The organism is Amycolatopsis sp. NPDC054798, from assembly GCF_053611505.1.
Window position 1 is genome coordinate 1 of sequence record NZ_JBSHAM010000136.1, and the last position, 16926, is coordinate 16926.

The window sequence follows — 16926 nt, forward strand, 5'->3', positions numbered from 1 at the left end:
GCACAATCAGTGAGCCGTGAAGGACACCTTGAGGTAAACAGATACCATCATGTAGTCCTTCACGGACCGACACAACTCAGGCCTCGACCTCAGAGCCGTCCCCGGCCCACAGCGTGTGGAACGAGCCGGGACGGTCGACCCGCCGGTAGGTGTGCGCGCCGAAGAAGTCGCGCTGTCCCTGCACCAGCGCGGCCGGCAGCCGGTCCGCGCGCAGGCCGTCGTAGTACGCCAGCGCGGTCGAGAAGCCGGGCGTCGGGATGCCCAGCCGGACCGCCGTCGAGATCACCGAACGCCACGAGTCCTGCGCGTCCTCGACTGCCTTCCGGAAGCCGCCGGACGTGAGCAGCGTCGGGAGGCCCGGCTCCGCGGCGTAGGCGGACGTGATGTCGTTCAGGAACTTCGCCCGGATGATGCAGCCGCCGCGCCAGATCGACGCGACGCGGCCAAGGTCGATGTCCCAGCCGTACTCCGCGGCACCGGCCTGGATCTGGTTGAAGCCCTGTGCGTACGCGACCACCTTCGACGCGTACAGCGCCTGCTCGACGTCGTCCGCGAAGGTCTCCAGCGCGGACCCGGTCAGCGGCGTGCGCGTCGGCCCGCCCAGGCCGTGCGCGGCCGAGCGCAGCGACTGCGACCCGGACAGCGACCGCGCGAACACCGCTTCCGCGATGCCGCTGATCGGCACGCCGAGGTCGAGACCGATCTGCACGGTCCAGCGACCGGTGCCCTTCTGTTCCGCGGCGTCCTCGACCACGTCCACGAACGGCTTGCCGGACGCGGCGTCCACGTGCTTGAGCACCTGCGCGGTGATCTCGATCAAGTACGAGTCGAGCCGCCCGGTGTTCCAGGTGCCGAACACGTCGGCGATCTCGGCCGGGGAGTAGCCCGCCGCGCCGCGCAGCAGGTCGAACGACTCGGCGATCAGCTGCATGTCGGCGTACTCGATGCCGTTGTGCACCATTTTGACGAAGTGCCCGGCTCCGTCCGCGCCGACGTGCGTGCAGCACGGTTCGCCGTCGACCTTCGCCGAGATGTCCTCGAACAGCGGGCCGAGCGACTCGTAAGACTCCTTCGACCCGCCGGGCATGATGCTCGGCCCGTGCAGCGCGCCTTCCTCGCCGCCGGACACGCCGGTGCCGACGAAGTGCAGGCCGCGCTCGCGCAGCGCCTTCTCCCGGCGGCGGGTGTCCGCGAAGTGCGCGTTGCCCGCGTCCACGATCACGTCGCCCGGCTCCAGCAGCGGCGCGAACTCCTCGATGACGGCGTCGGTCGGACCGCCCGCCTTCACCATGATCACGATCTGCCGCGGCCGCTCCAGCGCATCGACGAACTCCTGCGCGGAGTACGCCGGGATGAAGTCGCCCTCGTCGCCGAACTGCTCGACGAGCGAGCGGGTGCGCTCCTCGGAGCGGTTGTGCAGGGCGACCGTGTGCCCGTGCCGGGCCAGGTTCCGCGCCAGGTTGCGGCCCATGACCGCGAGGCCGGTGACCCCGATGCTCGCCTTCTTGCTCATCCGAAACCTTTCCGAAAACCTCTGCCGGATTCCGAGCCTAACCACAAAACCGGTGCTCACGAGAAGCAGCGGATCGGGCCCCCGTTCCAGGCCAGCATGTCCTTCAGCGGAGCCACCAGATCGAGTGGCGCACCCCACGCTTCCCCGTCGAGTTCGGCGTACGCCCGGTGCAGGTTCCCGGCCAGCCGCTCCTGTTCGGACAGTTCGGCGAACCGGCCGAGGTCGGTCTCCTTCGCCTGTTCCAGCGGCGAGCGTCCGGCCGCCTTGCCGGTTTCCGCCGCGCGCTGGACGAACTCCAGGTAGTCGTCGACCAGGTCCACTGTTTCGAGCCCGCACGCCGGGCCGTGGCCGGGCAGGATGACCGCCGGGTCCAGTTCGCGGATCACGTGCAGCGCGTTGCGCCAGCCGGCGACCGAGCCCATCAGCGCGAATGGGCTGCCGCCGTTGAACACCAGGTCTCCCGCGTACAGCAGGCGCTGTTCGGGAAGCCAGACCAGGACGTCGTTGGTGGTGTGCGCGGCGTGCCCGGGGTGGATGAGGTCGATCCGGGTCTGTCCGGCGTAGAGGGTGACGGTGTAGTCGAAGACGAGGTCGGGCACGCGCAGTTCGAGCTTGCCCCAATCGCTGTCGGTGAAGACGCCCTCGTACCGCTGGATCCCGTCGGCCAGCAGCGTCTCGCGGGTCTTGCGGTGGCCGACGACGGTGGCGCCGCCGACCAGATAGTTGCCGTTGGTGTGGTCGCCGTGGTGATGCGTGTTGATCAGCGTCGTGACGGGGCCGACGGTGTCGCCGACGGCCGAGAGCAACGCGCGCGTGCGCCGTTCGGTCGCGCATGTGTCGATAAGCACAGCGTGCCCGTCGGCGTCGATGAAGCCGCAGTTGTTGATGAACCAGGAACCGTCGGGCTGGACGTAGCCGAACGCGCCGTCTGCCAGCTGTTTGACGCTCGCCGCGCCGGGGGATCGATCGATCACGCCGACACTATGCCGCCCGGACCGCCGGAGCGGGGCGTTCGCGGCTCAGCTGTGCCCGGAAGTCTCCTCTTAGTCCGAATGGAGTAGCCGACTTGTCTGTGGCGTCTGGAATAGACTGCTCCGCCAGGGTGACATGCCGGGTGACTGGCGTTCTCGCGCATTTCCTGAAACGCTGCCGGGTGTCATCATCGAACTCCGTTGGGTCGCAGTGGCCTGGGTGGTTCGTAGTTCGCGGTCCGGCGGAGAGCCCGTCGGCAGTAGTGGTCCGGGAGAGCAAGGGGAGATGGCGAGCACCGTCACCTCGCGCCGCAAGCAGCTCGGCAATGAGCTCAGGCATGCTCGAAACGCCGCGAAGATGACGCAGCAGCAAGTCGCCGAGGTACTCGGCTGCACCCAGGGCAAGGTCAACAAGATCGAGTCCGGTGCGGTGGGGGTCAAGCTCGGAGATGTGCGGACCATGCTGAACGCGTTCGGGATCAACGGCGAAGAAGCCGACACTCTGATGAACCTGGCCCGGGCCGCGGCCGGGCAGCGCGGCCATTGGTCGGGCTACCGGTCGGTGGTGCCGCACTGGTTCCGCACCTTCACCGACCTCGAGCCGGCCGCCGCGGAGATCCTCACCTGGCACGGCGAGCGCGTGCCGGGGCCGCTGCAGTCCGAGCACTACATGCTCAAGCAGTTCACCGAGGCGGGAGCCACCGACGTCACGTCGCTGGTGCGCAACCGGCTCGACCGCAAGGCGGTGTTCGACCAGCAGCAGCCGCCGTACTACCGGTTCATCATCAGCGAGGGCGCGCTGCGCCGCGCTCCCGGCGGGTTCGCGCCCGCGGTGATGCTGGACCAGGTCGAGCACCTGCTCGCGCTCGACCGGCACCCTCGCGTGTACGTGCACGTGCTGCCCTTCAGCGCGAAGCTCGCCGCGGTGCCCAACGACTTCACGATCATGCGGTTCCCGGACCGCACGCGCGACTTCGTCTACATCGAACACTCCGCGGGCGGGCTGTACCTCGACGACGTGAAGGACTTCAACATCTTCGTGGACTCGTGGGACCGGCTGCGCGGTGCCGCCTTGGAACGGGGCGAGACGCGGCAGTTCCTCAAGGAGCTGGCGGAAAGCTACCGCGCGCAGATGATGTGACCAGTGCTTCGAGCACGGGCACGGTGGCCTCGGCGGCGGGCAGCGCGTTGATCTCCGCTTGCACGCGTTGCGCGGCCTCGCGATAGCTGGGGTCGGCGAGAACTTCCGCGGCGGCCTGGCGGATTTCGTCCGGAGTGGACGTTTCCGGATCGAGCGCGCGGCCGACGTTCAGCGCGGTGCAGCGCCGGGCGTTGCCGGGCTGGTCGGCGCCCATCGGGAAGAGCAGCGACGGCAGACCGTGCGAGAGCGCGCCGATCACACTGCCGGAACCGGCGTGCGACACCATCAAATCGGTGCGCGGCAACAGTTCGGCCTGCGGGACGAACCGTTCCACGCGGACGTGCGCCGGCTGTGGTCCGAACTCGGCGGGGTCGATCTGGGTGCCGACGGTGGCGGTCACCTCGGCGTCCAATTGGCCTAGCCCGGCGAGCGTGCGCTCGATGAGGTCGCCGGACTCCAGGTTGAAGTTGGTGCCGAGAGTGAAGTACACGCGCGGTTTCCCGGCGGGCTGGCGGGGCGCGACCGGATCTCCTTGGCGGAACGAGAAAGTATCCGGCGGCAGTGGCGAGCTGGGGTCGCGAAAGGACGGTGGAAGCGGCGAAAGCACCTGGCCGCGGGCCAGCATCTCGAGCGCGGGATCGTCCGGCAGACCGTGCGCGGCACGGACCTCGGCGAGCGGTTCGGCGAGGAGTTCCTTGCGCAGCAACGTTCCCGCGGCGAGCACCAGTACGGTCGCACACGGCAGGCCCAGCACCTCGGCGGCGATCGCGGCGGAGAAGTCCACTTCGTCCCGGACGATCAGATCCGGCCGCCATTTCCTGGCCAGCTCCAGCAACACCGGCACGTGTTCCCGCGTCGCGCGGCGGGCGAACAGCTCCTGGATTTCCCAATCGTCGCGCGCCGGATCGACCGGCGGCATCGGCTGTCGCGTCGCCTCGATCTCGCGTGGCTCGTTGACCGCGAAGGTCGTGTACCCGGCTTTGGCGAGCGCGGGTACGTGCGAACCGCCTCCGGCGACGGCTACGGTGTGGCCGCGCGCGAGGAGCGCACGCGCGACCGGAGCCATCGGATCGAAATGGCCGCGACCGCCGACGAACGAGAAAAGGATGCGCATCCACCGCAACCTAGTGGCCCGAACGTCCCAGCGTCGTGGCATTTTCGGGCGGTACCAGGGGGCGGCGGTGCGCGGCCGGGGCGAGTGGGCACACTGGTACCCGCACGGAAGGGGAAGCTGATGACTCAGGCACCGGATCCGGAAGCCCCGGAGGGCGTCGACCTCGATCGGCCGAACGCGGCGCGGATCTACGACTGGTTCCTCGGCGGCACCGCGAACTGGGCGATCGACCGCGAGTTCGGCGAGCGGGCGGTCCAGACCTTTCCGATGATCAAGACCATCGCCAGGGCCGGTCGCGAGTTCCTCGGCCGCGGCGTGCGGTACATGGCCGAGCAGGGCGTCGACCAGTTCCTCGACATCGGCTCCGGCGTGCCCACGGTCGGCAACGTGCACGAGATCGCCACGTCGGTGAATCCGGACGCGCGCTGTGTCTATGTCGACAACGAGCCGGTGGCCGTCGCGCATTCGCAGATCCTGCTGGAGCGCGAGGGCGTCGCCGATCGGCACGCGGTGCTGCAAGGCGACCTGCGCAACCCGGCCGACGTCTGGCCGCGCGCGCTCGACACCGGCGTACTCGACCCGAAGCGCCCGATCGGGCTGATCATGGTCGGAGTGCTGTACTTCGTCGGCCGCGACGAGCCTGCTTTGGAGATCGTGCAGAAGTACCTGTCGCTGCTGCCGTCCGGCTCGTACTTCCTGTCCTCGCACCTGACCGACGACGGCGTGCCGACGAACGACGGCGAACGCCGCGACGCGATCCACAAGCAGTACCAGCAGTCGAGCACGCCGTTCCACTACCGCTCGCGGGCGGAGTTCGCGGAGTTCTTCTCCGGACTGGAGCTGGTGGAGCCGGGCATCTCGTGGGTGTCGGACTGGCATCCGGAGGCAGGCGAATCGAGCGCGGGCGACCGGATGGCGGACGATCCATCGTTCAGCGGCGGGATTTGCGCGCTGGGCCGCAAACCCTGACCCTGTCCGCTCCGCGTTGCTCGCGCCCCAATGAGGTTTTCTCAGTAGCGTCTGTGGTGGTCGCGGGCGGCGGACAGGTCGTTGCGGGAGCCGGGCAGGACGGGGGAGACCCAGAGCGGGTGCCCGTCGGCGGTGGCGAGGAATTGGATGTTCCCGCCGAAGCGGCGGTGTTTGCCGGAGTACCAGGGGTGGACGGTGGCACCGCGGTTGCGGCCTTTGGTGTCGCGTCGCGGAACCAGCGCAGCGCCAGCATCGCCTGGCCGAACGGGGTCAGCGCCCGCTGGCCGCGGCGGGTGCCCCGGGCGCGGCGCTCGGCGTGCAGGACGCGCGCGACGAACAGGGCAAGTTCGCGTGCCACGTCGAGCGTGGCACCATAGGCAATCACGTGGTGCCTCTGGGGTTTTCTCGGACTTGATCTTCGCAAATCCAGTCCTGCCAGCGGCCCCACGCCTCACCCCCGGCGACACACACCCCGCCCCAGCCCTACTGAGAAAACCCCAATGTGGCATTGGGTGCATCTGACGCACCCAATGTGGCGTTCGGTGCGCAGGACGCACCCAATGTGGCATTGGGGATCAACGGGCAAGTGACGTGGTCTAGACCGGTGGTGGTCTGGACCTTCGGCGCGGCCTGGCTCCGGATACGAAAACGCTCCCCGGGCAAGGCGTGCCGGGGAGCGTGGACGATGCGGGCTGTTCAGCCGAGCCCGTGAAGCAGCGGTACTCGTGTCTCGCGACGGTGGGTGGCGTGGACGGGGTCCGCTTGGCGCGGAGCCGGTACTTCGATCTCGGTGTCCACAACCATCGGGTTGCGCAGCGGGGCCTGGATCAGGCTGAACCCGAACCGGTTGCGCAATTCGTGATTGATCCCACGCCGGCCGCGAGTGTGTTCGTCCTCACGGCGGAAAAGCGTGGTAAGCCGTACGGCCATGGGATCACACCCCCAGTTCGGATGACGGGAACCGGCGCGGGTCGGCGCCGGCCGGATCGGGGTGGTTCGTGCTCGGCGGGTCAACGCCGGGCACCAGGGAAACCGCTCCGTTGCGGCGTCTCCGCAGGGTCGTCACAGCACCTGGACCAGCGCCGATCCCGGCGAGTCGAGCGGATTGGCTTTCCGGGCCGAACGGGTCGGCTCGCATCCGCACTCCTCCCGTGATCTCGCGGCTGTTCCGCCGCCCAGGCCGGGTGCCCGGGCCGGTGCTGCCGGTGTTGGGCTGAATGTCGCAAGCCATTCACCCACCACTGACGCCCCGATCGCTGCGATTAATCCTACTCCTGGAATAATCTTCATGTCGAGATCGGGTCGAGTTGATCACCCGCTTGGCCCTGCGGTTTGCTCCGTAGTGACGCAAAGAAGCCGGGGACGTGCACCAGACCGCACGCCCTGCACAAGGCTCGGAGGTGGACGACCCATGGCGGATTATCCGTCGCCCCAGGATTACGACCCGGACACGGCAGAGTCGCTGTTCGCGGCCGCGGCCTGGGCGAAGTCGTTCGCGAGCGAGCCCAACGGCGGAAACTGCGTCGAGGTCAACCTCTCCCGTCCCGGCATGGTCGGCGTGCGCGACACGAAGCTCGCGGCGAGCCCGGTGCTGGTCTTCGACCGCGGCGAGTGGGACGCCTTCCTCGTCGCGGTCAAGGCCGGCCAGTTCGACCTGCCGCCGAGCCAGTAGTCCACCACGGCAATGTCTCAGCGGGGGGGCGATTCGCAAACAGTCACTCGATCGGGTGGAGTGCGGATTGGCTCTGGTCACCGTGGGTGCCGAGAGGTCTGGGTTCAATGTCGGTTTGGCGAGGGTCGCCGGCTGAGTAGGTTGAGCGGCCCGACCCCACGGAGCGCGACATGACTCCACTGCACTACCTCCCCGCCGTCGAAGCACTGCGGCTTTTCCGGACCCGGGAGCTGTCGCCGGTCGAGTTGATGCGCGCGGTCGTGGAACGGGCGGAGCGGGTCGAGCCGGACGTCAACGCGTTCGCCGAGCAAATGTTCGACCAAGCGTTGCAGGCGGCGGCCGTCGCGGAGAAGCAGTACGCGCCCGGTGGCCAGCCGAGGCCGCTCGAAGGGCTGCCAATCGCGGCGAAGGAAGAACAGCCCCTGGCGGGGCATCCGGTCACCGATGGCACCCTTCTACGCCCGCCTCAGCTGGCGAAGGAGACCGCGATCGGGCTCGGCCGGATCCAATCCTCGGGCGGGATTCTGCACGCTCGCACGACGACGTCCGAGTTCTGCTGCATGCCGCTGTCCCACACTCGACGCTGGGGAACCACGCGCAATCCGTGGAACCTTGAAACCGCGGCGGGCGGCTCGTCCGGTGGTTCGGGCGCGGCGCTGGCGGCCGGGACCGCCTTCCTTGCCACCGGATCGGACATCGGCGGCTCGCTCCGCGCGCCCGCGTCCTTCACCGGCGTCGTGGGGTTCAAACCGCCGCACGGCCGCAACCCGGTCCTCCCGCCGTCCGGTTTGGACACCTACTACCACCACGGCCCGATGGCCCGGACCGTCGCCGATTGCGCGCTCCTGCAGAACGTCATGGCTGGTGAGGACCCGCGTGACCCGCACTCGCGGCTCCCCTCAGTCCCTGTCGAGCTGGGCGACGTGCGCGGGCTCCGCGTCGCGTGCTGTCCGGTGCCGGGCGATTTTCCGGTCGACCCCGAGGTCGCCGCCAACACTCGCGCCGTCGCGCACGCGCTGGCGTCCGCCGGTGCGGTGGTGACCGAGATCGAGATCGACTGGACGCTCGACATGGTCAAACAGGCCCTGTGGGCGCACTTCGGGACCGGCCTGGCCGCCGAGGTCCTGGAACTGAACCGGCAGAACCCAGGCGTGATCACCCCGTACTGCCAGGCTTTCGCACGCAAAGGCGTTGAGAACGTCGTGGACGCTGAAACCGGCCACGCGGTCGAAGCGGCGATCCGCGAACGCCTCGACGCGGTGTTCGAGCGCTTCGACGCGTTGGTTGTACCGACCATCGGTGCCACGGCTTTCGCCGCTGGCGAGGATTACCTTTCCGTGCAGGTCGAGGTGAATGGGGTTGCGCTGGAACACTTTTCCGACGCTTCGCTCACTCCGGCGTTCAATGTCGGCAGTGAACATCCGGTGCTCGCCGTGCCGTCCGGCTGGGCAAGCAACGGCGTGCCGACGGGAGTTCAGGTCGTCGTGGACAAGTACGACGACGGAACGGCTTTTCGGGTCGGCGCGGCGATCGAGCAGACCGTGGGTGCGGGTTTCGCGCGGATTCCGTTAACTGGTCAGGAATTCCCGCAGATGCGCCACGACCTGTGAGGGTTGTTCCTCGGGCAGGAAGTGTCCGCAGTCTTCGAGGCCGATGCCGGTCACGTCGGCCGCGTAGTCGCGCCAGATGTCCAAAGTGGGCAGACTGCCGAGCAGGCCGGCCTTGCCCCACATCGCCAGCACTGGCTGGGTGAGACGCTTCCCGGCGGCGTAGTCGGCGTCGTCCAGTTCGGCGTCGTCCGGGAAGGACGCGCGGTAGTCGTCGAAACCGGCTCGCAGTGCGCCCGGGGCTTCGAAGGCGCGTACGTACTCGGCGACGTCCTCGGCGGGCAGTCCGTGCCGTTGGAACGTCCAGCGCTCGAAGAAGTACCCGAGGTAGGCGGCGATGTTCTGTCCCGCCAGCAGCTCCGGCAAGTCTGGCTGCAGGTGGAAAAGCCAATGCCAGTACGCCTTTGCGAGGCCTTGGTCGAGTCGACGCCACATCTCCCGCGTCGGCGCGATGTCCAGTACAGCCAGCCGCTCGACCTGGTCCGGACGGTCGAGCGCCCACCGATGTGCGACCCGGCCGCCGCGATCGTGCCCCGCGACTGCGACCCGGTCGAACCCGAGTTGTTCGGCCAGCTTCGCGACGTCCGCGGCCATCGTGCGCTTGTCGTAGCCGGTGCGGGGCTTGTCGGTGCGTCCGTATCCGCGCAGGTCAGGCGCGATCACGGTGTGCGTCTCGGACAGCGGTCCGGCGACGCGGTGCCAGCAGTGCGACGTCTGCGGCCAGCCGTGCAAGAGGAACAGCGGCGGCCCGTCTCCGCCGCGAAGGTAGTGCATGCGCAGGTCGTCTACTTGGGCCATGAATGGTTCTAACCGGCTCATGGGGTTAGACAGTAGCGCGGGTTCTCACCGGTTTCAATGGTTAGAATGAGCGACATGGATTGGGTGTTCGACGCCGGACGGCTGTGTCTGCACCTGGTGAACACTCTGCGCTCCCGGCATCTCCCCGAGGGCATCGAGCTGCTCACCGACCCGGACGCGCTCGCGGAATGGCTTGAGCTGGCCGGATTCGGCCGCCTGCCGGTGACCGCCGCCGAGCTGGCTTCGGCGAAGGATCTGCGCGAGGCGGTGAACCGGCTGCTGACCGAGGTGCCGCGGGTCGCCGATGTCCGGCTGGTCAATGCCGCGCTCGAGGCCGCGCCGAAACCTGACCGGCTGCTGCTGGCGGACGGGGTGTTGCAGCGGGAGGTCCCTGCTCCAGCAGACCCGGTGGCGACGGCGTTCGCCGTACTGGCCGCCGACGCGGTCGATCTCGCTACCGGCGTGGAGGACATCCGGATCTGCGCGGCGGACGACTGCGGCTTGCGATTTGTCGACACGTCGCCCCGCCGGACTCGGCAGTGGTGCTCGATGTCCCGCTGCGGGAACCGGGCGAAGGCCCGGGCGCATTACGAGCGGACGAAAAACCGGTAAGCCCACGGGTGCGTGCGCAGCCACACGTTCAGCTTGCCGATCGCTCGCATGGGCACGGGACTCTCCCCAAGTCGCAGTCGCTGTGGACAACCCGGCCGAAGTGGGCGGGGTTGTCGGTGAGGGCGGATAGACTGGACAAGGGCCGTCCCCCGGAGGAGGGCGGGGGCTGCGCTGGCGGGGCCGGGGCGAAGGGGAACGACCGGCGTGCGGATCAGGAACATCTGCGCGCTTGAGTGTCCTCTTTGGATCTTCGGCCACCGGCAATCCGACATGCGGGAGAACGGTTTCCGCACCGTGTCGATGGTCTCGAACAACGTGCTGATCGTCTCGTTCGGACCGAACCCGGCGTCCATCTCCCGGTAGTAACGCTCGAATTCCGGCCAGGTCGGCGGCAAATCCCGCTCGCGAACGCCGAGGATCCGGCCGATACCGCACATTTGCGCGTAGTGCTCGTTGAGTTCCGAAGTGGACATTGGATGGCCGAAAAACCGTTGTGCGTCAACGGGTGCCATCGCCAGCGTCGCGTGCACCCACGCGTACGCACCGGGATCGAGCGTGCTGTAGCGACGACCATCGGTGGCGCCAGTGAATGCGCGGTGCAGTTCCGCAGCCGCTCGGCCTCGACTTGCGCGCCCTGCAGCACGAGCACCTGACCCGCGAGCAGGACATCGCCGAAGTCGCGGTGCCGCGGACGATCGGCGGCGCCGCCTCAGCCTCGCGCACCATGCAACAGCATCATCAACGGCTCGGCGGCCGGGACATCCGTGCCAGTGGCGAGCCGCCGTAACTGCAGACCGGCGATCAGCGCGACCACCGGCCCGGCCACGCGTTCCGGATCCGGCAGGCCGAGCGCGGTGAGGATCGTGATCGCCAATTCGTCATACGCCGCAAAGCATTTCGCGGAAGCCTCGTGCAGCCCGGGGTCTCGCGCGGCTTGCAGGTACAGCTCGTGCGGCGCGAGTTCGTCGGTGCCGAACGGCAGCTGTTTGATCACGTGCTCCACGACGGTCGCCGCTTGTTCGAGGCTCAGTCCTTGTGCTTGGTACGCCTCGACAATCCCGGCTAATTTTGCCGTTTCCTCCTCGGCGAACAGCAGCATCGCTTCGCGCAACAGCTCGGTCTGGCTCGGGAAGTGGTACGTCAGCGTGCCGAGCGAAACCCCGGCCGCGGCGACGATGCGCCGGTTGGTGAGTCCGCCGACGCCCTGCTCGCCGACTACTTTCAGGGTGGCGCGAAGGATCGCGTCGCGGGTGGTCACCACCCCGGCTCGGGACGTCGGTCCGGCCACCGAAGCACCTCTTCCAGTTGCGCGGCAACGGAAATCAGCCGCTCCTCGGAATGCGACGGGCCGAGCAGCTGGGCACCGAGCGGCAGCCCGTCCGCGGTCAGCCCGGCGGGCACGTTCACCCCGGGCCAGCCCAGCACGTTCCACGGCCAAGCGTACGGGCAGGCGGCGATCATCGTCTGGTCGGTCTGCCAGCCGGAAAGCCCGTCGAAGGAGCCGATCGCGGGCGGCGGGGTGGCAGTGGTCGGTGTGAGCAGGACGTCGATGTCGCCGAACATCCCGCCGATCCGGCGGCGCAGCACGGGTTCGAGCGAGCGGGCGAGTTTCAGCGCCGGCCCGGCGAGCAGGCCGCCCTGCTGGGCGTTGCTGCGAGTGCGCGGGTCGAGCGCGGACGGCTCCGGCACGCGCCGGGCCCAATCGCGCACGCCGGTGAGCGACCGCGGCAGGAAGGTGAGGCCGATCAGGCCGTACCCGGGTTCGACCGGCACGATCTCGTGCCCCAGCCCGGCGAGCGTCTCCGCGGTCTGCACCACGGCCGCTTCGACCACTGGGTCGAGCCGGGTTTTGGTGGCGGTGAAGGGAATCCGGGTGGAGAGACCGATTCGCAGCCGCCCTGGTTCACGGTGCGCGGCGGTCTGGAACGACGTGCCGGTGCCCGCGGTGACGTCGAGCAGCGCGGCCGCGTCGGCGACCGTCCGGGCGAGCGGGCCGAGCACGGTGAGGCCGTGGAATAGCTCCCCGTCGGTCGGGATCCGGCCGCGCTGGGTTTTGATCCCGACGAGCCCGGTCCACGCCGCCGGGATGCGCACCGAACCCGCCCCGTCCGACCCGAGCGCGGCGGCCACGATCCCGGCCGCCACCGCCGCGGCCGATCCGCCGGACGACCCGCCCGGGGTGTGCTCCGGCTGCCACGGATTGCGCGTCGCGCCGAACGCCGTCCCTTCGGTGAACGGCCATTGGCCCAGCTCAGGAGTGTTGGTCTTGCCGATGATGACCGCGCCGGCCTGCTTGAGATTCGCTACCGCGGGGGCGTCCGCCGTCGCCGCCGGGAACTCGCCAGGACAGCCGAACGCGGTCGGCAGGCCGGTGAGGTCCACGTCGTCTTTGATCGCAACCGGCACTCCGAGCAACGGTGCCTGGTCGCCGTCGGCGCGGCGCTGGTCGGACTTCGCGGCCTCGGCCAGCGCGGCTTCGTCGCGCAGCACGCGGAATGCGTTGAGCACCGGCTGACTCGCGTGGGCCCGCTTGAGCGCGAGTTCGGTGAGCTGCACGGCCGTAACCTCGCCGGACGCGAGCGCGGCGGCCTGGTCGGCGAGGGTCGTGAACTCTGTCGTCGCGGAAGGCATCAGCGGCTCCCCGTTCTCTCGTTCGCTCGAACGAACGTAGCACGGCCGTCGTGGCCGGAGCACCCCTTGACCTCTAGTCAACTGGACATTGCACGCTTGGCAGCATGAACACGACATACATCGACGAACGGACTCGCGAAGCTGAGATCGAGGCGATCACAAAGGTGGTCGCCACCGTCCAGCACGCTCAGCAGAACGAACTCGTCGAGGAGTTCGTCGGCCTGTTCCGGGCCGACGCGATCTGGACGACCGGCGGCGGCAAACGCCTCTTCGGCCGCGACGCGATCTCGGAATTCACCCAGCAAGTGCTTCCCGGCGGGATGACCGGCTTCACGGTCACCTTCGAGGTAGAGCACGTGCTGTTCATCCGAGCCGACGTCGCCGCGGTGAAGGTTCGCCAGCTGTACACGAGCAAGGGCGGGCAACCGTCCGAGGACGACGGCGAGGGCACCCCGCTTTTCGTCATGGCCAAGGAAAACGGGCAGTGGAGCTTGGTCGCCTGCCAGAACACCGGGGTGGTCGATTCGTGATCGTCAGGTGACGCCTCCCGCCTGATTCGGGCATGCTCGCGATCGTGATCGACGACTTCGCGAAGGAGTACCTGCACAGCGACCTGCGAGAGGTCCGGCAGTCGATGCTCCGGAAGCTCGACGGCCTGTCCGAGTACGCCATCCGCCGCCCGCTGACCCCGACCGGAACCAACCTTCTCGGCCTGGTCAAGCACCTGGCGGTCGCGGAGGCCCGCTACTTCGGCGAGGTTTTCGGCCGCCCGTGCCCCGAACCCGTCCCGAAGCGGGATGACCTCGAACAGCGCGGAACCGACCTGTGGGCGACCGAGCACGAAACCCGCGGGGAAATCACTAGTCGCTACCAGCGCGTCTGGGAGCACTCCGACAACACCATCACCGCTCTCGCTGTCGACGCGCGCGGCCACGTGCCTTGGTGGCCACGCCCGGACGTGCTGCTGTTCAACGTTCTTGTCCACATGTTGACGGAGACCAGCCGGCACGCCGGGCACGCCGACATCCTGCGCGAGCAACTGGACGGCGCGGTCGAAATGGATCTGGAAGCCCTGGCCCGGCGCGGCAAGGACGCGGCCTTCTGGCAGAACCGGTGCGCCGAAATCGAACGGGCGGCCAAGGCTGCCGACCCGGCCACCGGTGGAGAAATCCACCTAAACTGACGGGCACCGCAAGTCACGCCACCAGCCCGGCCAGCGCACGGAGGATCGATGACGTTCGACTTTGCCCGATTTCCCTCCTTCGACGGCTTTCCGCGCGCCGGGCTCCACCACGGGCCGACCCCGCTGGTCCCGGCGCCGCGGCTCGGCGAAGCGCTTGGCATACCCCGGCTGCTGCTCAAGCGCGACGACGTTCATCCGCTTGGCGTCGGCGGCAATAAGCTGCGCAAACTCGACTTCCATCTCGGCGCGGCGCTCGCAGACGGAGCGGACACCGTGATCACCTTCGGCGCGGTGCAGACCAATCACGGACGCCAGACCGCGGCGGCGTGCGCGCGGCTCGGGTTGCGCTGTGAACTGGTGCTGACCGCTGAGGTACCGCGTTCCGGCGACGCGTATGAGAGGTCCGGCAACGTTCCGCTTGACCTCCTCTTCGGTGCGCGAGTGCACATCTGCGCATCGGACGAGGAAGCTGCTGCGACGTATGAACGGCTGTGCGCTGAAGCGGCGGACGAGGGCCGGAAAGTGCGGACGGTGCCAGTCGGTGGGTCCGACCCACTGGGCGTTCTCGGCTATGTGGATGCCGCTCGCGAACTAGCGGTCCAGCTAGAGCAGCTGGGTCTGGACCGGGCGCGCGTCGTCGGTCCGCATGCGAGCGGTGCCACGGCGGCCGGGCTAGCGCTCGGCACGGAGCTGCTCGGTTCGCTGGACCTGGACATCGCCTGCGTCAGCCACCCGCTCGACGAAGCTGTGGACAACTTGGCCAGCCTCACCGCCGGGGCCGCGCAGTTGCTTAGGCTCGACCCACCGAAGCTGGAGCACGTGTGGCTGAACGACACGACGATCGGCGAGGGGTACGGCATTCCGGCGTCGGGGACCTGGGAAGCGATCCGGTTGTTCGGCCGCACCGAAGGCGTGGTGCTCGACCCGGTTTACACCGGAAAAGCCGCCGCCGCCCTGGTGGAATGGGCGGCGGCGGGGCGGTATTCGCCCGAGGAGACCGTGGTGTTCGTCCACACCGGAGGCCTTCCCGGGTTGTTCGGTTACGCGCCCGAATTCATGGTCGAGGCGCGGAAGTAACGAGCACCGCGGCGCGAGCGGTTTCGGTCCGCACCGCGATGCGGAGCAGGACCAGCAGCAGGGCGACGTTCGCGATCAGCGTGAGCCGCTGCGTCACGCCCACCGGCAGCACCTCGGTGAGCACGTGGAACGGCTGCACCCCGGCTTCGTCGAGGCGGACGAACAGAAAACTCAGCGCGAACAGCCCGACCACGGCGAGCCCGCACTTCAGCCAGCGCACCACGAACACGCGTTCCGCGGTGCCGCGCAGCGGTTCCAGCATGGTGATCGCCGCGCCGGGCAGGCTCGTGAACGCGATCAGGCACGAATAAAGGTGGATGTCGCCGCTGAGCGGATTCGGGCTTTGCGGGTAACTGGCCGGAAAAACCGCGGCGACGGCCAGCCCGAGCGCCCACAGCATGAGCAAAGCCTTGGTGCTGAACGTCATCGGCACCCCACCGGCGACCAACGCACCGAGCACCGCGAGAGAGCCGACTGCGACCGACAGCACACTCGCCCCGAACATGCCCTCCCCGCGGTCGGTGATCGTGTAGCTCGAAAGCGTGTCGTAGATCGGGTCGTGCGAGCTGATGATGTGCAGCACAGTGATCGTGAACAGCCCCCAGGCGATCGCAGCGAGTGCGGTCAGGCGCCACCCCTGGACGCCTCGTGAGTTCCCCATGTAGCCAGATTGGCGGTTCCGCGGCGTTTCGTGATCAGGGAAAACCCCTGATTCAGCCCCTACCCGGTGAAGTCGGCGAGGACGAGCACCTGGTCGTCGTGCCGTTTGGCACGCGGCCAGCGGACTGCGTGCGGATCGTCGTTTTCCGCTGCGCGCACTGCGTCCAGTACTGCTTCGGGACCCTTGTTTTTGGCTATTCGCAGCACTTCCGGCCAGTCGAAGAGACCGTATTCGTCGACGCCGATCGCGACGCCGTCGGTGGCGATGAGGACGGCGTCGACATCTGCGCGCGGCCAGCTGCGGCGGACTGCTTTGTGCGCCGCGGCCGGGTCGGCTTCGGCTACCCAGAAGCCGTCTGCCGCGTTGCGTCGACGGCGGACGTCGGAGCCGGTTTGCAGGAGGCCGTTGGTGCGCAGGGAGGTCAGGCGGTCGTCGGAGACCACGTCGGTGCCGAACTGTCCAAACGCGACGATTGGGCTGTCGGCCAGTACTAGGGCTTCCACTTCGGAGTCGTTCCAGCGGAGGACGGAGACCGTGCTGGAGGGGGCGTGGCCGGGGGTCAGGGAGTGGGTTTCGGCTACTGCGGTGATCGCGGTCGCGAGGGTGGTGGCTAGGTCTTCGTGGGGGTGGGTGGTGAGGGTGGTGGTGAGCTGGTCGCGGAGGAGGGCTGCGTACCAGCCGCCTGGGGGGAGGTCTGGGCTGGGGGAGGTGGCGCCGTCCAGGACCAGGATGGCGTGGGGGAGGAGGGCGATGTGGTCTTCGGTTGGGCGGGGGTGGCCGTCGGAACCGACACCGGCTCGCTCGGCGGTCGAAATCTCGGGCACGGGGTCGACTGTAGCTCGGTGGGGGTGGGGTGAGGGGTGGCTCGTCGCCTGGCGGCGACATTGCATCCGGTGGGTTGGGGGCACCCCGAAGCCAAGTGTGCTGACGGTTCGGGGGTGCTTGTCAAGGCGGGTAAAATGGAGTGTAAAAAAACC

The 16926-nt window shown here is 68.5% G+C and carries 18 protein-coding genes; 8 read left to right on the forward strand and 10 right to left on the reverse strand.

From position 1 onward, the window contains the following. Window positions 1–76 precede the first annotated feature (76 nt). Window positions 77–1513, reverse strand: coding sequence for an NADP-dependent phosphogluconate dehydrogenase (gndA, locus tag ACWGIC_RS41355; protein ID WP_452081414.1), 1437 nt, complete (start codon window positions 1511–1513; stop codon window positions 77–79). 56 nt (window positions 1514–1569) lie between these two features. Continuing rightward, a complete protein-coding gene (locus tag ACWGIC_RS41360; RefSeq protein ID WP_452081415.1) occupies window positions 1570–2487 on the reverse strand; it encodes an MBL fold metallo-hydrolase in 918 nt (305 codons plus the stop codon). Between the two features lie 283 nt (window positions 2488–2770). Here ACWGIC_RS41360 and ACWGIC_RS41365 point away from each other — a divergent pair, with 283 nt between their 5' ends. Beyond that, entirely contained in the window at window positions 2771–3625 is an 855-nt protein-coding gene (locus ACWGIC_RS41365; protein WP_452081416.1) for a helix-turn-helix domain-containing protein, read from the forward strand. Here ACWGIC_RS41365 and ACWGIC_RS41370 read toward each other — a convergent pair. Continuing rightward, complete coding sequence (locus ACWGIC_RS41370; protein ID WP_452081417.1) at window positions 3585–4739, reverse strand: glycosyltransferase; 1155 nt, start codon at window positions 4737–4739, stop codon at window positions 3585–3587. The two genes, ACWGIC_RS41365 and ACWGIC_RS41370, sit on opposite strands and share 41 nt — an antisense overlap. Window positions 4740–4859: 120 nt before the next feature. Between ACWGIC_RS41370 and ACWGIC_RS41375 the strand changes: the two genes are divergently transcribed. Then, entirely contained in the window at window positions 4860–5708 is an 849-nt protein-coding gene (locus ACWGIC_RS41375) for an SAM-dependent methyltransferase (protein WP_452081418.1), read from the forward strand. Between the two features lie 696 nt (window positions 5709–6404). Here ACWGIC_RS41375 and ACWGIC_RS41380 read toward each other — a convergent pair. Continuing rightward, the gene (locus ACWGIC_RS41380; RefSeq protein ID WP_452081419.1) at window positions 6405–6638 is read right to left on the reverse strand and encodes a hypothetical protein; all 234 of its coding nucleotides are present in this window, start codon (window positions 6636–6638) and stop codon (window positions 6405–6407) included. A 481-nt stretch (window positions 6639–7119) separates the two neighbouring features. Here ACWGIC_RS41380 and ACWGIC_RS41385 point away from each other — a divergent pair, with 481 nt between their 5' ends. Together ACWGIC_RS41385 and ACWGIC_RS41390 are read left to right on the forward strand one after the other, a co-directional pair. Further along, window positions 7120–7380 carry a DUF397 domain-containing protein gene (locus ACWGIC_RS41385; RefSeq protein ID WP_452081420.1) on the forward strand — a complete coding sequence of 87 codons (261 nt, stop codon included), beginning with the start codon at window positions 7120–7122 and terminating at the stop codon, window positions 7378–7380. Window positions 7381–7550: 170 nt separating this feature from the next. Then, complete coding sequence (locus ACWGIC_RS41390; protein ID WP_452081421.1) at window positions 7551–8990, forward strand: amidase; 1440 nt, start codon at window positions 7551–7553, stop codon at window positions 8988–8990. Here ACWGIC_RS41390 and ACWGIC_RS41395 read toward each other — a convergent pair. Then, complete coding sequence (locus ACWGIC_RS41395) at window positions 8949–9785, reverse strand: alpha/beta fold hydrolase (RefSeq protein ID WP_452081422.1); 837 nt, start codon at window positions 9783–9785, stop codon at window positions 8949–8951. The genes ACWGIC_RS41390 and ACWGIC_RS41395 overlap by 42 nt on opposite strands. A gap of 75 nt (window positions 9786–9860) precedes the next feature. Between ACWGIC_RS41395 and ACWGIC_RS41400 the strand changes: the two genes are divergently transcribed. Beyond that, window positions 9861–10397, forward strand: a complete 537-nt coding sequence (locus ACWGIC_RS41400) for a CGNR zinc finger domain-containing protein (protein ID WP_452081430.1) — start codon at window positions 9861–9863, stop codon at window positions 10395–10397. Here the strand turns inward: ACWGIC_RS41400 and ACWGIC_RS41405 are convergent. Genes ACWGIC_RS41405 through ACWGIC_RS41415 form a run of 3 tightly spaced genes read right to left on the reverse strand, consistent with a single transcriptional unit; the run spans window position 10373 to window position 13028 of the window. Next, complete coding sequence (locus tag ACWGIC_RS41405; RefSeq protein ID WP_452081431.1) at window positions 10373–11110, reverse strand: oxygenase MpaB family protein; 738 nt, start codon at window positions 11108–11110, stop codon at window positions 10373–10375. The two genes, ACWGIC_RS41400 and ACWGIC_RS41405, sit on opposite strands and share 25 nt — an antisense overlap. Next, complete coding sequence (locus ACWGIC_RS41410) at window positions 11107–11685, reverse strand: TetR/AcrR family transcriptional regulator (RefSeq protein WP_452081423.1); 579 nt, start codon at window positions 11683–11685, stop codon at window positions 11107–11109. The genes ACWGIC_RS41405 and ACWGIC_RS41410 overlap by 4 nt, the downstream gene beginning before the upstream one ends. Continuing rightward, a complete protein-coding gene (locus tag ACWGIC_RS41415) occupies window positions 11652–13028 on the reverse strand; it encodes an amidase (RefSeq protein ID WP_452081424.1) in 1377 nt (458 codons plus the stop codon). Before ACWGIC_RS41415 ends, ACWGIC_RS41410 begins: the two co-directional genes overlap by 34 nt. Before the next feature lie 104 nt (window positions 13029–13132). On the opposite strand from ACWGIC_RS41415, the gene ACWGIC_RS41420 reads away from it, so the two are divergent. Genes ACWGIC_RS41420 through ACWGIC_RS41430 form a run of 3 tightly spaced genes read left to right on the forward strand, consistent with a single transcriptional unit; the run spans window position 13133 to window position 15288 of the window. Beyond that, a complete protein-coding gene (locus ACWGIC_RS41420) occupies window positions 13133–13558 on the forward strand; it encodes an SgcJ/EcaC family oxidoreductase (protein ID WP_452081425.1) in 426 nt (141 codons plus the stop codon). Between the two features lie 32 nt (window positions 13559–13590). Then, entirely contained in the window at window positions 13591–14211 is a 621-nt protein-coding gene (locus tag ACWGIC_RS41425) for a DinB family protein (RefSeq protein WP_452081426.1), read from the forward strand. Window positions 14212–14259: 48 nt separating this feature from the next. Beyond that, entirely contained in the window at window positions 14260–15288 is a 1029-nt protein-coding gene (locus ACWGIC_RS41430) for a D-cysteine desulfhydrase family protein (protein ID WP_452081427.1), read from the forward strand. Here ACWGIC_RS41430 and ACWGIC_RS41435 read toward each other — a convergent pair. Then, window positions 15266–15949, reverse strand: coding sequence for a DUF998 domain-containing protein (locus ACWGIC_RS41435; RefSeq protein WP_452081428.1), 684 nt, complete (start codon window positions 15947–15949; stop codon window positions 15266–15268). The genes ACWGIC_RS41430 and ACWGIC_RS41435 overlap by 23 nt on opposite strands. Window positions 15950–16008: 59 nt before the next feature. Next, window positions 16009–16773, reverse strand: coding sequence for a hypothetical protein (locus tag ACWGIC_RS41440; protein ID WP_452081429.1), 765 nt, complete (start codon window positions 16771–16773; stop codon window positions 16009–16011). Window positions 16774–16926 lie beyond the last annotated feature (153 nt).

Excerpts from the sequence above, each read along its gene's own strand:
- gndA (WP_452081414.1), bottom strand. The coding sequence starts at position 1,513 with ATGAGCAAGAAGGCGAGCATCGGGGTCACCGGCCTCGCGGTCATGGGC.
- ACWGIC_RS41365 (WP_452081416.1), top strand. The coding sequence starts at position 2,771 with ATGGCGAGCACCGTCACCTCGCGCCGCAAGCAGCTCGGCAATGAGCTC.
- ACWGIC_RS41370 (WP_452081417.1), bottom strand. The coding sequence starts at position 4,739 with ATGCGCATCCTTTTCTCGTTCGTCGGCGGTCGCGGCCATTTCGATCCG.
- ACWGIC_RS41375 (WP_452081418.1), top strand. The coding sequence starts at position 4,860 with ATGACTCAGGCACCGGATCCGGAAGCCCCGGAGGGCGTCGACCTCGAT.
- ACWGIC_RS41380 (WP_452081419.1), bottom strand. The coding sequence starts at position 6,638 with ATGGCCGTACGGCTTACCACGCTTTTCCGCCGTGAGGACGAACACACT.
- ACWGIC_RS41385 (WP_452081420.1), top strand. The coding sequence starts at position 7,120 with ATGGCGGATTATCCGTCGCCCCAGGATTACGACCCGGACACGGCAGAG.
- ACWGIC_RS41390 (WP_452081421.1), top strand. The coding sequence starts at position 7,551 with ATGACTCCACTGCACTACCTCCCCGCCGTCGAAGCACTGCGGCTTTTC.
- ACWGIC_RS41395 (WP_452081422.1), bottom strand. The coding sequence starts at position 9,785 with ATGGCCCAAGTAGACGACCTGCGCATGCACTACCTTCGCGGCGGAGAC.
- ACWGIC_RS41400 (WP_452081430.1), top strand. The coding sequence starts at position 9,861 with ATGGATTGGGTGTTCGACGCCGGACGGCTGTGTCTGCACCTGGTGAAC.
- ACWGIC_RS41415 (WP_452081424.1), bottom strand. The coding sequence starts at position 13,028 with ATGCCTTCCGCGACGACAGAGTTCACGACCCTCGCCGACCAGGCCGCC.
- ACWGIC_RS41420 (WP_452081425.1), top strand. The coding sequence starts at position 13,133 with ATGAACACGACATACATCGACGAACGGACTCGCGAAGCTGAGATCGAG.
- ACWGIC_RS41425 (WP_452081426.1), top strand. The coding sequence starts at position 13,591 with ATGCTCGCGATCGTGATCGACGACTTCGCGAAGGAGTACCTGCACAGC.
- ACWGIC_RS41430 (WP_452081427.1), top strand. The coding sequence starts at position 14,260 with ATGACGTTCGACTTTGCCCGATTTCCCTCCTTCGACGGCTTTCCGCGC.
- ACWGIC_RS41435 (WP_452081428.1), bottom strand. The coding sequence starts at position 15,949 with ATGGGGAACTCACGAGGCGTCCAGGGGTGGCGCCTGACCGCACTCGCT.